A 12,874-nucleotide genomic window follows, 5' to 3' on the forward strand; every position below is an offset into this window, starting at 1 on the left:
ATGAATACTCAACGCATCCTCGCCCATTTCCAGGAAAGTGCCGACCTGAAGCTCAAGGCGGCCCCGATTCTCGCCCAGCCCATCTCCGAAGCGATCGACCTGATGTTCGCCGCTTTGTCCAATGGCAACAAGATCCTTGCCTGCGGCAACGGCGGTTCGGCGGCCGACTGCCAGCACTTCGCCGCCGAACTGGTCGGTCGCTTCGAGCGCGAGCGCTTTCCACTGCCGGCGCTGGCCTTGACCACCGACACCTCGATCATGACCGCCATCGGCAACGACTACAGCTACCGCGAGATCTTCTCGAAGCAGGTGCAGGCGTTCGGCCAGGCCGGCGACGTGCTGCTGGCGCTGTCGACATCGGGCAATTCGGCCAACGTGCTGGCCGCCGTCGAAGCGGCGCTCGAGCGCGAGATGCGCGTCGTCGCGCTGACGGGCAAGGATGGCGGCGAGCTTGGCAACATGCTGACCGACGCCGACGTCCACATCTGCGTACCGCATACCCGTACCGCCCGTATCCAGGAAGTTCACCTGGTGACGATCCACTGTATTTGCGACGGCATCGATGTCGCCCTGTTTGGAGGAGATGAGAATGAGTAAGTTTGGCCAGCCACTTCAGTGCCCGCTCGCGAAAGCGATCCTGTGCGCAGCCCTGCTGACCAGCCTGTCCGGTTGCGTCGAGATGATGGTCGGCACCGCCGTGATGGGCGCCGTCGCCACCGCCGACCGCCGCACCCTCGGCGCGCAGACCGAGGACAAGACCATCACCGTCAAGGCCGAATTGCGCGTGCCGAAAATCGCCGGCCCCGACGCGCACGTCAACATCGCCAGCTTCAACCGCAAGGTGCTGCTGAGCGGCGAAGTGGCCGACGCGGCCCTCAAGGCGAAGGTCGAAGCCGAAGTGCAAGCCATCGACGGCGTGCAATCGATCGCCAACGAACTGGTGGTGGCCCCCCCGGCCAGCTACACGTCGCGCTCGTCGGATGCGCTGATCACCACCAAGGTCAAGGCCGGCCTGGTCGACATGAAGACCATCTCGGCCACCTCGTTCAAGGTCGTCACCGAGCGCGGCACGGTCTACCTGATGGGCCGGGTGACGCAGCGCGAAGGCCAGATTGCCTCCGACATCGCGCGCGGCATGTCCGGCGTCGACAAAGTGGTCAAGATCTTCGAATACATCACTGAAGACGAACTGCGGGCCATGCAGCCAACCTCGTCGCGCGTACCGCTGTAAAAACGCTGGGGTCAGGTCTGACATTCGGACATTCATGCGTGAATGTCCGAATGTCAGCGCAATAATCGGCGGCGGGCGCCGAAGATCGCCCCGACGCAAACACCTTTATTACTGCTGGTTCAAGGAAGCTCCACTCTTATGGTGTTTGCTTAAGAGACCTGACCCCACGGTGTAAAGGCCTCGCGCAAGACCGGCACGACGGGTCTATAATGATCCGGTTGCCATTCTCTTCAAGACATCATGACTTCCCCTGCCGCTCGCCGTCCCTGGATCAAGCCGGCCGCAATCGGCGCGCTGGTGCTCGCGCTCGCCGGCATCGGCTATGCGACGCTCGGCACCAGCGTGGCGGCGCCCGACGTCACCTTCATCAGCCTGGCCGGCGACAAGGTCAACACGCAGAACATGCGCGGCAAGGTGGTGATGGTGAATTTCTGGGCAACGTCGTGCACCACCTGCGTCAAGGAGATGCCGCAGATGGTCGAAACGTACAACAAGTTCAAGGGGCAGGGAATGGAATTTATCGCCGTGGCGATGAAATACGATCCGCCCAACTACGTCGTCAACTTCACCGAGACGCGCAAGCTGCCGTTCACCGTGGCGCTCGACTCGGGCGGCGATATCGCCAAGGCGTTCGGCGACGTTACCCTGACGCCGACCACTTTCATCATCGGCAAGGACGGCAAGATCCTCAAGCGCTATGTAGGCGAGCCGGAATTCGGCGAGTTGCACGCGCTGCTGCAAAAGGCGCTGGCCGCCGGCTAGCGACCCGCATCAAAACACGTGCCGCAGCAGCAGCGCGGCCATGACGAACATCGTTGCCCATCACTCCCGCGGTCAACAACATCGCATCGGCCAGCGCGCAAAACAGCACGACGACGCCGACGTGTTGGCGGCGCAGCCCCTGGCGCAGCACGAACGCGTTCTGCGATCCGATCACCACGATGAGGCCCAGGCCCAGGGCGAAACCCTGCGCAAAGACGGCGGAGGCAACAGAAGCGATGGCGGTGGAAGTAGTCATGCCCGAATCTTGCCCGCGGGTGCCGCTAAAGGCAAACTACGTTTACTTCATCCACATTAGTTTTATTTATGCTCAACTACGCCGCCCTGTCCGCCTTGTGCTCGGTGATCCGGGAGGGCAGCTTCGAGGGCGCCGCCCGCGCGCTCAGCGTGACGCCATCGGCGGAGTCGCAGCGCATCCGGCTGCTGGGAGAGCAGATGGGCTGCCCGATGGTGGTGCGCGACCAGCCATGCCGCGCCACCGACACGGGGCGGCGCCTGTGCCAGCACTTCGACCGCGTGCAGCTGCTGGAGCAGGACTTGCAGGAAGCGCTGCCGGCGCTGGCGCCGCAGGGCGTTGCGCGCGTGGCGCTGCCGATCGCGGTCAATGCCGACAGCCTGGCCACCTGGCTGGCGCCGGCCATGATGGCCTTCGCAGCCGAGAACCCTGTCTTGATGGAGGTGGCGGTCGACGACGAGACCCACACCGCGGAGTGGCTGCGCAGCGGCGCCGTGCTGGCTGCGGTGACCACCGTCGCGCGCGCGGCGCCAGGCTGCGACCGCCATCCGCTGGGATCGATGCGCTATGTGGCCGCCGCCAGCCCGGCATTCGTACAACGCTATTTTGCCAAGGGCGTCGGCGCCGGCACGCTGGCACGGGCGCCGAGCCTCGTGTTCAGCCCGAAGGACGCGCTGCAGGCGCGCTGGGTACAGCGCCTGTGCCATCGGCACGTGGAAATTGCGCGCCACACCTTGCCTTCGCCGCAGGCGTTTGTCAGCGCGGCAGTGGCGGGAATGGGATGGGGGCTGCATGCGCGCGCTGCTGGCGCAGCATTTGAAGGATGGTTCGCTGGTCGAGCTGGTGCCGGGCACCCCGCTCGACATCGCGCTGCATTGGCAGCACGCGCGCGCCGCGGCAGGGCTGCTCGATCGCCTCAACCGCGCGGTGCTGGCAGGCGCCCGCTCCGCGCTGATCCAGCCGTGAAGATCAGAAGCCGGCCTGCAGCGACAGGTACATGCCGCGCTGGCGCACCGGATTGAATACCGTGATATCGCCCAGCACCGCGTACGCCGCCGTCACCGACACGTGCTTGCTCGGGAACCAGGCGACGAAGGCGTCGTAATACGCTTTTTCGTTGTCGACGCCCAGGTTGCGCGGTTTCATCCGGTATTCGACGCCGGCCACCAGTTTGCGGCTGATCATGTATGCCGCCGACACCTCGAGCTTGGCCTCGTAGCTGTCGCCCTTGTCGCCGCCGAAACCGAGCAGTCCCATCTGGTTGGCCTTGGTCGCCCGCACCGTGCCGTTCAGCAGCAGGCTGTGGTCGAGCAAGATCTTGGTGGCGGCGACGTAGTAGTCGACGCCGTTCTCGTCCTTGGCGCCCAGCTGGGTGACCTTGGTGACGCCGAGCGCGCCCAGGCCGGCGACGCCCTTGTTGCGCTTGGCCATGACGCCAACGGCGACCTGCGGCAGCGCATCGTCCTGGTCGTACACGGCGTCGCCGATCAGCTTGACCTTGACGCCGATGATGTCCTGCTTGATGCGCAACTCGTTCAGCGGCGCCAGGGCGCCGCGAAAATCCTGCGTCGCCAGCGACAGCTCGACGCGGTCGAACAGGCCGACCGCGACGCCGTAGGTATCGAGCGAATAATCCTGGGTTGTCACGCGTGTATAGTGGGCGTTGGCGCCCCAGCTGTCGCGCGAGCCGTAGCCGCCGATCAGCGCCCAAGGCGTCAGCCCGCCGCCGCCCGCGCCTTCAACCTGGCTGACGCCGCCGGTGGCGGTCAGCTTGCCCATGTCCGGTGTAACTTGGGCCAGTGTGGCGCCGGTGCTCAAACTTGCAGCAAGCAGCAACGCGAAACGCTGTGCGGCATGGCCAAAAATCGGGGGCATCGTATCTCCTGAAGGTGCCCCTAGATTTTATACAATTGCCCCTAAACAACAAAGATCTATTTGGCGAATGCGATCATTTGGTCACAATTGCGCGTTGCATCGGCGCCAATTTGGCTACCAGCTTGTTCTGCACGTGCGACGGCACGCCGTTGCGTTCCATCGCGATCTGCAGGTCTTCGGCCAGCGCGTTGAACTGGGCGTTGGTCACCTTCAGGCCGCGGTGTACATCGTTCATTTCGTCGCCCTTGTAGACGCACGGTCCGCCGGTCAGCGCGCAGAACTGCTCTTCGAGGCGCATCGCCAGGTTCTTCATGTCGGTGTCGACGAACGACTCCTTGATGCGCGCGTCGGCCTTGATCAGCGGGATCAGGGTGGCGACGATGTCCTTGATGCCCTGCTGGCCGCCGAGGCCGCGGTAGGTGGCGTCGTCGGCCGCATGGACCGGGGCGAGCGATGCGAGCGCCAGCAAGGCGATGGCGGAAAACGATGTGCGAGTAAAGTTCATGATGTCTGCTGTTTTCTATTTCGGATAAAGAACCATCTGCGTGCAGCGGAAAACGGCGATGGTCTTGCCGTTGGCGGCATTCGTGACGACCGCGTCCCACACCTGCGTGGTGCGGCCCATGTGCGCCGCTTTCGCCACCACCTCGATGGCGCCGTCGCGCGCGGTGCCGAGGTGGTTCGACTTCAGTTCGATGGTGGTGAAGTTGTCGGCCCCTTCCGGCAGGTTGACGCGGCAGGCGTAACCGCAGGCGGTATCGGCCAGCGTGACGACGCTGCCGGCGTGCAGGAAGCCGTTCGGCGCCAGGTGATGCGGCTTGACGTCCATGCGAGCGGCCACTTCGCCGTCGCCGACGCGGGTGATCTCGATGCCGAGGTAACCCGGGAAGCGGCCTTCGCCGATTTTGTTCAACTGCTCGATCGTTGCTTCTTTGGTATTCATGACGGTCCTTTGTTCGATGCGTCCAGTGCGTCCGCCATCTTATGGGAATTTCACGCTGCATGGAAAACACTGCCTCTGAAAAAACACAACATGGTTTTGCAATGAGGAAATGATATTATTTATGATTGGAAATATTTAATCGAATAACGGTCGGGAATATCCATGCAATTTGAATTCGAGCCCGCGGGCGCACTCGTCACCGCAACGCTGGCCGCTGGCGAAATCGAACGCGAAGGCGCCGCCATCGCCGGCAAGCCGGCGCACGGCCACTGCGCCAACTGCCAGACCGCGCTGACCGGCAGCTTTTGCCACGCCTGCGGCCAGCGCGACCATGTGCACCGCTCGCTGCTGCATCTCGGCGAGGAATTCCTGCATGGCCTGCTGCATTTCGACACCAAGGCCTGGCACACCTTGCCGCTGCTGGCCGCCAAGCCGGGCAAGCTGACGCGCGAGTACATCGAGGGCAAGCGCACGCGTTACGTCTCGCCGCTGGCGCTGTTCTTGTTCATGGTGTTTTTCATGTTCTTCGTTGTCTCGAGCCTCAGCCACAGCACCCTGAACGGGGTGCCGACAGAGGTGTCTGCCGCCACGGCTGGCCTGGAAAAAGATATCGTCAAGGCCAAGGCGAAGCTGGCGAAAGCCGAAACCAGGCTCGCTGCCGCGCGTGAGCGCGGCGACAGCAACAGCGCCGCGCAGGCCGACGTCGACAAAGCACGTTCCGAGGTCAGCGAAGAAGAGACCACGCTGCACGCCATCAACGAAGCCATGGCAGGCACGCAAGCTGGAACGGCGGGACCCAAGCTGGTAAACACGAGCACAACCAGCGTCACCACCGGCAATCCGAAACTCGACGCGACGATCAAGCAGGCGATCGAGAATCCCGAATTCACGATCTACAAGATCAAGAACACCGCATCGAAATTCTCGTTTTTGCTGGTGCCGATCTCGCTGCCGTTCCTGTGGCTGATGTTTTTCTGGAAGCGCGGCGTGACGATGTACGACCATGCCGTCTTCGCGCTGTACTCGCTGTCGTTCATGGCGCTGCTGGTCGTGACGCTGACGCTGCTGCAAAAGACCGGGATGAATTCACTGGTGGCGACGCTGGCGTGCGCAGTGCCGCCGCTGCACATGTTCCTGCAGCTGCGCGGTGCGTATTCGCTTGGCTTTGGCAGCGCGTTGTGGCGCACGGTGGCGCTGCTGTGCGCGTCGGCGACCGTGTTCGTGATGTACCTGCTGCTGATCCTGTACCTGAGCGTGGCCTGACCGCTTCCCCCGCCCCGGTTTTAGTTAGCGGCGTTTTTTCAGACTGCCGCTGCCGGCGCCGCGCTGCTGTTTGCGCGCCGCCGCGTTCTGCGCCTGCAGGATCGCATCGACACGCTCGGACGCGGCGCGCGACAGTTCCTGCGCCACTTCCACGCTCGGAAAATAGGCGGGCTGGCGGTAGGCCAGCCAGGCGTAGGCCGAATAGCGACGGCACGCGTCTTCCACCTCCTGCAGGTTCAGCCATCGCAATGAGCCGCCTTCCGGCTCGAGCTTGCAGATGCGCTTTTTCGCCAGCGACATCGCCCAGTGTTCCCACGCGCCCTGCAGCGACGGCACCTTGGTCGAAATCGGCACCAGCGAGAGCATGAACTTTTCGGCCACCGTCAGCGTCAGCGTGTCGAGCCAGATCGCCCGTTCGTTCTGTTCTTCGGTGATGCGCGGGTAGAAAAAGCCGTCCGGCACATCGATGTTGTGGACGAAGCGCTTGAGCAGCTTGACCAGCGACGTCTCGTTGGTGACGGCGGCGATGCGGTGCAGGTTTTCGATCGACGGCGCCACGGCGAAGCCGCTGGCGGACAGCGGCGCCAGCTTCTCCTTCAGCAGCGCGCGCATCACCTCGTGCGTCTCGTCGTCGTAGCCGGCGACGAAACCTTCCTCGTGTACGCCGTAACGGCCGGCGCGGCCGGCGATCTGGCGCGCCAGCGCGGCCGAAATCTCCTCTTCCTCGTAGCCGTTGTACTTGATCGCGGTGGTCATCACGATGCGCGCGATCGGCATGTTCAGGCCCATCGCCAGCGCGTCGGTGCCGACCACGATGTCGGCCGTGCCGTCGCGGAAGCGCTCGGCCTGGGCGCGCCGCACCTCCGGCGACAGGTTGCCGTACACGGTCGCCACCGACAGGCCCATCTCGGTGATCATGTCGCGCCACATCAACACCTCGCGGCGCGAAAAGCAGATGACGGCATCGCCGCGGCGCAGGTTGCGCAGCTTGCGCACCGCGGTCGGCTCCATCGCCAGCGGCGCCATGCGCTTGAGGACGTGCACCTCGAGCGGCACTTCGAGCCGTTCGGCCAGCGCCTCGACCGCGCGGCGCGCTTCCGGCGCGCCGACCAGGTACACCACCGACGCCGGCGCGCCGCACACGGCGGCGGTCCAGGCGGCGCCGCGGTCGCGGTCCGACAGCATCTGGATTTCGTCGATCACGGCGACGTCGACGCGCCGGCGCGAATCGAGCATCTCGACGGTGCTGGCGACGTGGGTTGCCCCTTCGGCCAGCCGGCGTTCTTCGCCGGTGACCAGGCTGACCTTGAGTTCCTTGCCGTGCGGGCGCGCCGCCTGCATGCGCTCGAAGTTTTCCAGCGCCAGCAGCCGCAATGGCGCGAGGTAGACGCCGCTCGGCGCCTTCATCAACGCTTCCATCGCGCGGTGCGTCTTGCCCGAATTGGTGGGCCCGAGCAGCGCGATGAATTTGCGCGGCATGCGCCTGGCCACGTCAAATGAATCGGGGTACTCGGCCAGGTTGATGCTTTGCTTGGTGCGCGCGGCGTGGCGCTCTTCCTGCTCGCGCTCGACGGCGTGGATGATGCGCTGGCGGATGCGGTCGTACACATGCTCGGCCGGGTCGGACGTCTGCAGCTCGGCCAGCGTCTGCAGGAACGTCATCGCGTCGAAGTCGCAGTCGTCGGCCAGTTCGGAGATCTCGCGCACGAAGGCGGCGGCGCTATTGTGCAGGGCGTCGATGGCGTCGGCGCCGGCGCGTTCGAGCACCAGCGCGCGCTGCGCCTCCGGATCCATCTTGCGCCACTTGCTCGGCTTGGCGAGCACGCCCTGGGCCGGCACCAGCTGGTAGGGCACGCGCAGGTCGTTGTGCCTGACCGCGCCGGTGAAGCGGAGGAAGACGCGCCCTTCCATCTTGACCAGCTGGACGCCCTTGGCCTGCAGCGCCGCATCGACGACCAGGTTCTCGGTTTCGGCTCCGTCGCCTTCCGGCAGTGGAATGACGGGACGGGATTGGGATGACATGGATGGAAACACCGCTAAATTCGACAGACGAACTATATCTCGTCTGCAGCAGATGAGTCTCACCGCTGGCGTCAGCGCCGGCGCACCTGGGCGCGGGTGCAGGCAATCGAAACGCGGCTGAAGGAACTGCGCGAAGAAAATACGCTGGCGCTTTCTGTCGGAGCGCACCAAGTCGGACGACTACCGCAAGCACCTGGGCCTGATATCGACCGTGCGCGGCGACTACGAGGCGCTGGCCAAGCGGCGGGGCGATCCGGCCAACACGCAGGTCGGCTGGACCGGCTCGACGGTGATGGCGGCATGCGGGAGGCGCTGCTGGTCGGAGATGGCCGGTTCAATGGCATCACCGGCCAGGTCGCCAGCTTGATCGCGAACGCACGCTTCCCTCCCGACAAAAATCTGCCGGCCGCGTCGATCCCCTATGTCCGGCACTTTGCGTTCGACCTGGCCGGCCGGCGTTAGCGCGCTCGGCATATTGCCCGGAATATGCCGCGACGCAATATTTGGGTCGCTTTGTGAGCGCTTGGCGTTTATACTTCGTGGCTAAAGTTTCCGTACGGACACACTCGTTACCTTCCACCCGCTGGCCAGCCTGGCCCTTTAAGAAGCACATCCCATGAATTTTCTCAAGAATATGAAAGTCGGCACCCGGCTTGCGCTCGGTTTCGCCGTTGTCCTCGCCTTATCGGTCCTCATCGCGGTGGTCGGCGTCATGCAGCTCAATGCGATTGCGCAGGAAGCCGAGCGCATGCTGGCCCAGCCGATCCAGAAGGAGCGCGACGCGGCGGACTGGGATCGCTACATTTCGATTGCGGTCATCCGCACCTCGGCGATCGCCAAAAGCAGCGACGCCTCGCTGGTGCCGTTTTTTGCCGCGAATGCCGCCCTGACGACCAAGGGCACGGCCGAAACAGTCAAGAAGCTCGAGCCGCTGCTGGTAACCGAGGCCGAGAAGAAGGCCTACGGCGACGCGATGGCGGTGCGCAAGACGTATCTGGCCAGCCGCGACGAAGTCACCCGGCTGAAGGCCGAAGGCAAGCCCGAGGAAGCTGAAGACGTCCTGACCAAGGCGTACCTGCCGGCGGCCGAGTCTTACCAGGCGCTGGTGGCGCGCTTCCTCGCGGTGCAGCGCCAGAGCCTCGACAGCATGAAGGGCCGGATCGCGGAGAGCCGCGACGCGGCGCAAACCCGCGTCGTCGTGCTGGCAGCATTGAGCCTGTTGTGCGGCATCGCGTTCGCCTGGTGGCTGACGGTCGGCATCACCGCGCCGGTGCGCCGCGCCGTGGCCAGCGCGCGCCGGGTCGCCGATGGCGACCTGACCGAAGACATCCAGGTCACGTCCACCGACGAACTGGGCCAGCTGCAGCAGGCGCTGAAGGACATGAACGCCAACCTGCTGAAGATCGTGCGCGACATCCGCGCCGGCACCGACGAGATGGCGACCGCGTCATCCGAAATCGCCGCCGGCAACCTGGACCTGTCGTCACGCACCGAGCAGCAGGCGGCCAGCATCGAAGAAACCGCGTCGTCGATGGAGGAGCTGACGTCGACGGTCAAGCAGAACGCCGACAACGCCATGCAGGCCAATGTGCTGACCAACGAAGCGTCCAGTGTCGCTACCCAGGGCGGCGCGGTGGTCGCCCAAGTGGTCAAGACGATGGCCGACATCACGACGTCTTCGAAGAAAATCGTCGACATTATCGGCGTCATCGACGGCATCGCCTTCCAGACCAACATCCTGGCGCTCAACGCCGCGGTTGAAGCGGCGCGCGCGGGCGAGCAGGGCCGCGGCTTTGCCGTCGTCGCCGCCGAAGTGCGCACGCTGGCGCAGCGCTCGGCCAGCGCCGCCAAGGAAATCAAGGGACTGATCGACGATTCGGTCGACAAGGTCGATACGGGAAGCATGCTGGTCCAGAAGGCCGGCGCGACGATGGGACAGATCGTGTCGAGCGTGCAGCGCGTGACCGACATCATGGGGCAGATCACGGCGGCCAGCCGCGAGCAAAGTGCCGGCATCGAGGAAGTGAACCGCGCGATCGCGCAGATGGACCAGGTCACTCAGCAGAACGCGGCGCTGGTGGAGGAATCGGCGGCGGCGGCAGGTTCGATGCACGACCAGGCGACGGGCCTGGCGCGTGCGGTCAGCGCGTTCAAGCTGGGGATGGAGCCGGTGGCCGCGCGGACGGCGCCACGTGCGCCTGTGGCCACGCGCGCGGCGGCAAAACCTGCGCTGGCAGCGCCGATGGGCCGGCCACGCCTGGCTGCGGCCGGCGACGCCGAGTGGGAACAGTTTTAAATCAATACACTGAGGCGGTGGCGACACTCCCCATGCGTGGCTTACCGCGCGTGATTTCGGCACGGCGAAGGCGAAAAAAGGGCGGGGCATCGATAATGATGGCCCGCCCTTTTTTATTGTGAACTCGTTACTGTGCGGCGATCGCCAGGCCCGCGCTGTGCGCCTGTTCGTCGGCGTGGTACGAGCTGCGCACCATCGCGCCGACAGCCGCGTGCACGAAGCCCATCTTGTACGCCTCGGCTTCGAACATCTTGAAGACGTCCGGGTGCACGTAGCGGCGCACCGGCAGGTGCGAGTTCGACGGCGCCAGGTACTGGCCGATGGTCAGCATTTCGACGTTGTGATCGCGCAGGTCGCGCATCACTTGCAGGATCTCTTCGTCGGTCTCGCCCAGGCCCACCATGATGCCGGACTTGGTCACCGCGTTTGGGTACAGCGCCTTGAAGTCGCGCAGCAGCTCGAGCGAATGCTTGTAGTCGGCGCCGGGACGCGCTTCCTTGTACAGGCGCGGCACGGTTTCGAGGTTATGGTTCATGACGTCGGGCAGGCCGTCCTTGAAGATCGCCAGCGCCTTGGCCAGGCGGCCGCGGAAGTCGGGCACCAGCACTTCGATGCGCGTCTTCGGCGACAGCGCGCGCGTCTGCTGGATGCACTCGACGAAGTGGCCGGCGCCGCCGTCGCGCAGGTCGTCGCGGTCGACCGAGGTGATGACGACGTACGACAGGCGCAGGTCGGCAATGGTCTTGGACAGGTTGCGCGGCTCGTTGACGTCGAGCGGATCGGGGCGGCCGTGGCCGACGTCGCAGAACGGGCAGCGGCGCGTGCACTTGTCGCCCATGATCATGAAGGTCGCGGTGCCCTTGCCGAAGCATTCGCCGATGTTCGGGCAGCTGGCCTCTTCGCACACGGTCACCAGGTTGTTGGCCCGCAGGATGTCCTTGATCTCGTAGAAGCGGGTCGACGCCGACGCCGCCTTGACGCGGATCCAATCTGGCTTCTTGAGGCGCTCGATGTCGCCGATCGGCACGATCTTGATCGGGATGCGCGATGTCTTGCTGGCGCCTTTTTGCTTGTCGCTGGCGTTGTAGGCGGGGGCGATGCTGGTGTCGGTGTCAGGAGTCATTTGGCTGCATGCCCAATCGGGCTAAGGTTGTGTTATTCGGTTGGTTCGAGGGCGATCGTGGCGAGCTGGCTGGCCAGTTCGCGCGCCAGCGCCTGCTGCACGTCGGCCAGCGCCACGTCGACACCCATGCTGCGCATGTCCACCGTCGCCAGGCCGGAGTAGCCACACGGGTTAATCCAGGAAAATGGCGCCAGGTCCATCGCGACGTTGAGCGACACGCCATGATAGGTGCAGCCGTTGCCGCGCACTTTCAAGCCCAGCGCGGCGATCTTGGCGCCCTTGCGCTCGCCCGCGGCGATGTAAATGCCCGGCGCGCCGGCTTTGCGCTCACCGTTCAGATTATACGCCGCCAGCACCTCGATGATGGCCTGCTCGATTTTGTTGACAAACTGTCTTGCATACAGCTTGCCGCCCGGCTTGTTGCGGCGCAGGTCCATCAGCAGGTAGATCACCACCTGCCCGGGGCCGTGGAAGGTGACTTCGCCGCCGCGGTCGGTCTGGACGACGGGGACGTCGTGGGCGGCCAGCACGTGCGAACGGTCAGCGCCGAGACCGAGCGTGAACACCGGCGGATGCTCGACGATCCACAGTTCGTCGGGCGTGGCGGTGTCGCGCGCGTCGGTGAAGGCGCGCATGGCGGCGAACACGGGCTCGTACTCGGCGCGGCCGAGATCACGGATGATGGCCGGTTCAAGACGGGTGGGGGACATGTGGGTGGTGGCTTCGGCGCCGATTACATCACGATCTTGACCATCGGGTGGCCGGACAGCGCGCGGTACAGGTCGTCGAGCTGGGCGCGGCTGGTGGCGCGCACCATCACCGTCAGGCCGGTGTAGTTGCCCTTGGCGGATGGGCGCACTTCCATGCGGCCGATGTGGAAGGTCGGATCGTATTCGAGCACGACGTCGACGACGGTGACGGCGAAGTCGTCATGGGTGGCACCCATCACCTTGATCGGGAAGTCGCTCGGGTATTCGATAAGGGAATCAACGGTCGGGTGCATGGCAAATCCAGTCTTGAATTGAAAACGATCAGCGCAGCCGTCGAAAACAGGCTCGCTGTGCCCATTGTAGTCAATGTCAACGCTTTAAACAGCATCGTCCAAA

The 12,874-nt window shown here is 64.6% G+C and carries 14 protein-coding genes and 1 pseudogene; 7 read left to right on the forward strand and 8 right to left on the reverse strand.

The window, feature by feature from the left end; all coding sequences use genetic code 11:
- The 3 genes from ACP7DD_RS10030 (at window position 1) to ACP7DD_RS10040 (ending at window position 1,993) form a co-directional block, all read left to right on the forward strand.
- Window positions 1-597 (forward strand): phosphoheptose isomerase, encoded by a 597-nt coding sequence (locus ACP7DD_RS10030; protein ID WP_426174650.1) that lies wholly within the window; start codon window positions 1-3, stop codon window positions 595-597.
- Window positions 590-1,231, forward strand: coding sequence for a BON domain-containing protein (locus ACP7DD_RS10035; RefSeq protein ID WP_426174651.1), 642 nt, complete (start codon window positions 590-592; stop codon window positions 1,229-1,231). The genes ACP7DD_RS10030 and ACP7DD_RS10035 overlap by 8 nt, the downstream gene beginning before the upstream one ends.
- Window positions 1,232-1,471: 240 nt before the next feature.
- Window positions 1,472-1,993: a peroxiredoxin family protein gene (locus tag ACP7DD_RS10040; protein ID WP_426174652.1), complete on the forward strand. Its 522-nt coding sequence runs from the start codon at window positions 1,472-1,474 to the stop codon at window positions 1,991-1,993.
- 10 nt (window positions 1,994-2,003) lie between these two features.
- Here ACP7DD_RS10040 and ACP7DD_RS10045 read toward each other — a convergent pair.
- Window positions 2,004-2,249 (reverse strand): annotated as a pseudogene (locus tag ACP7DD_RS10045) (LysE family transporter); the annotation flags it as partial.
- 68 nt (window positions 2,250-2,317) lie between these two features.
- Here ACP7DD_RS10045 and ACP7DD_RS10050 point away from each other — a divergent pair.
- The gene (locus ACP7DD_RS10050; RefSeq protein WP_426174654.1) at window positions 2,318-3,268 is read left to right on the forward strand and encodes an ArgP/LysG family DNA-binding transcriptional regulator; all 951 of its coding nucleotides are present in this window, start codon (window positions 2,318-2,320) and stop codon (window positions 3,266-3,268) included.
- On the opposite strand, the gene ACP7DD_RS10055 is transcribed toward ACP7DD_RS10050, so the two are convergent.
- The 3 genes from ACP7DD_RS10055 to ACP7DD_RS10065 form a co-directional block, all read right to left on the reverse strand.
- A complete protein-coding gene (locus ACP7DD_RS10055; RefSeq protein ID WP_426174655.1) occupies window positions 3,216-4,121 on the reverse strand; it encodes a DUF3034 family protein in 906 nt (301 codons plus the stop codon). The genes ACP7DD_RS10050 and ACP7DD_RS10055 overlap by 53 nt on opposite strands.
- Window positions 4,122-4,194: 73 nt before the next feature.
- Window positions 4,195-4,626 (reverse strand): group I truncated hemoglobin, encoded by a 432-nt coding sequence (locus tag ACP7DD_RS10060; protein ID WP_426174656.1) that lies wholly within the window; start codon window positions 4,624-4,626, stop codon window positions 4,195-4,197.
- A 15-nt stretch (window positions 4,627-4,641) separates the two neighbouring features.
- Complete coding sequence (locus tag ACP7DD_RS10065) at window positions 4,642-5,064, reverse strand: PaaI family thioesterase (protein ID WP_426174658.1); 423 nt, start codon at window positions 5,062-5,064, stop codon at window positions 4,642-4,644.
- Between the two features lie 162 nt (window positions 5,065-5,226).
- Between ACP7DD_RS10065 and ACP7DD_RS10070 the strand changes: the two genes are divergently transcribed.
- On the forward strand, window positions 5,227-6,327 hold the full coding sequence (locus ACP7DD_RS10070; RefSeq protein ID WP_426174659.1) for a DUF3667 domain-containing protein: 1,101 nt from the start codon (window positions 5,227-5,229) through the stop codon (window positions 6,325-6,327).
- A gap of 24 nt (window positions 6,328-6,351) precedes the next feature.
- Here the strand turns inward: ACP7DD_RS10070 and ACP7DD_RS10075 are convergent, their stop codons facing one another.
- Window positions 6,352-8,349 (reverse strand): helicase-related protein, encoded by a 1,998-nt coding sequence (locus tag ACP7DD_RS10075; RefSeq protein WP_426174660.1) that lies wholly within the window; start codon window positions 8,347-8,349, stop codon window positions 6,352-6,354.
- 96 nt (window positions 8,350-8,445) lie between these two features.
- Here ACP7DD_RS10075 and ACP7DD_RS10080 point away from each other — a divergent pair, with 96 nt between their 5' ends.
- Complete coding sequence (locus ACP7DD_RS10080) at window positions 8,446-8,811, forward strand: hypothetical protein (protein ID WP_426174661.1); 366 nt, start codon at window positions 8,446-8,448, stop codon at window positions 8,809-8,811.
- Between the two features lie 154 nt (window positions 8,812-8,965).
- A complete protein-coding gene (locus ACP7DD_RS10085) occupies window positions 8,966-10,645 on the forward strand; it encodes a methyl-accepting chemotaxis protein (protein ID WP_426174662.1) in 1,680 nt (559 codons plus the stop codon).
- 127 nt (window positions 10,646-10,772) lie between these two features.
- Here ACP7DD_RS10085 and lipA read toward each other — a convergent pair whose 3' ends face one another.
- Genes lipA through ACP7DD_RS10100 form a run of 3 tightly spaced genes read right to left on the reverse strand, consistent with a single transcriptional unit; the run spans window position 10,773 to window position 12,771 of the window.
- Complete coding sequence (gene lipA / locus ACP7DD_RS10090) at window positions 10,773-11,768, reverse strand: lipoyl synthase (RefSeq protein WP_426174663.1); 996 nt, start codon at window positions 11,766-11,768, stop codon at window positions 10,773-10,775.
- Between the two features lie 32 nt (window positions 11,769-11,800).
- Window positions 11,801-12,478, reverse strand: a complete 678-nt coding sequence (gene lipB, locus ACP7DD_RS10095; RefSeq protein ID WP_426174665.1) for a lipoyl(octanoyl) transferase LipB — start codon at window positions 12,476-12,478, stop codon at window positions 11,801-11,803.
- Window positions 12,479-12,501: 23 nt separating this feature from the next.
- Window positions 12,502-12,771: a DUF493 family protein gene (locus ACP7DD_RS10100; protein WP_426174666.1), complete on the reverse strand. Its 270-nt coding sequence runs from the start codon at window positions 12,769-12,771 to the stop codon at window positions 12,502-12,504.
- Between the last annotated feature and the right edge of the window lie 103 nt (window positions 12,772-12,874).

Origin of the sequence: Massilia sp. TWR1-2-2 (assembly GCF_049897565.1) — a bacterium.
Taxonomy (GTDB): domain Bacteria; phylum Pseudomonadota; class Gammaproteobacteria; order Burkholderiales; family Burkholderiaceae_D; genus JAFCUW01.

Coding starts and splice junctions, on each gene's coding strand:
- ACP7DD_RS10070 (WP_426174659.1), top strand. CDS start 5,227: ATGCAATTTGAATTCGAGCCCGCGGGCGCACTCGTCACCGCAACGCTG.
- ACP7DD_RS10100 (WP_426174666.1), bottom strand. CDS start 12,771: ATGCACCCGACCGTTGATTCCCTTATCGAATACCCGAGCGACTTCCCG.
- ACP7DD_RS10060 (WP_426174656.1), bottom strand. CDS start 4,626: ATGAACTTTACTCGCACATCGTTTTCCGCCATCGCCTTGCTGGCGCTC.
- ACP7DD_RS10065 (WP_426174658.1), bottom strand. CDS start 5,064: ATGAATACCAAAGAAGCAACGATCGAGCAGTTGAACAAAATCGGCGAA.
- lipA (WP_426174663.1), bottom strand. CDS start 11,768: ATGACTCCTGACACCGACACCAGCATCGCCCCCGCCTACAACGCCAGC.
- ACP7DD_RS10035 (WP_426174651.1), top strand. CDS start 590: ATGAGTAAGTTTGGCCAGCCACTTCAGTGCCCGCTCGCGAAAGCGATC.
- ACP7DD_RS10040 (WP_426174652.1), top strand. CDS start 1,472: ATGACTTCCCCTGCCGCTCGCCGTCCCTGGATCAAGCCGGCCGCAATC.
- ACP7DD_RS10030 (WP_426174650.1), top strand. CDS start 1: ATGAATACTCAACGCATCCTCGCCCATTTCCAGGAAAGTGCCGACCTG.
- ACP7DD_RS10085 (WP_426174662.1), top strand. CDS start 8,966: ATGAATTTTCTCAAGAATATGAAAGTCGGCACCCGGCTTGCGCTCGGT.
- ACP7DD_RS10055 (WP_426174655.1), bottom strand. CDS start 4,121: ATGCCCCCGATTTTTGGCCATGCCGCACAGCGTTTCGCGTTGCTGCTT.
- ACP7DD_RS10075 (WP_426174660.1), bottom strand. CDS start 8,349: ATGTCATCCCAATCCCGTCCCGTCATTCCACTGCCGGAAGGCGACGGA.
- lipB (WP_426174665.1), bottom strand. CDS start 12,478: ATGTCCCCCACCCGTCTTGAACCGGCCATCATCCGTGATCTCGGCCGC.
- ACP7DD_RS10050 (WP_426174654.1), top strand. CDS start 2,318: ATGCTCAACTACGCCGCCCTGTCCGCCTTGTGCTCGGTGATCCGGGAG.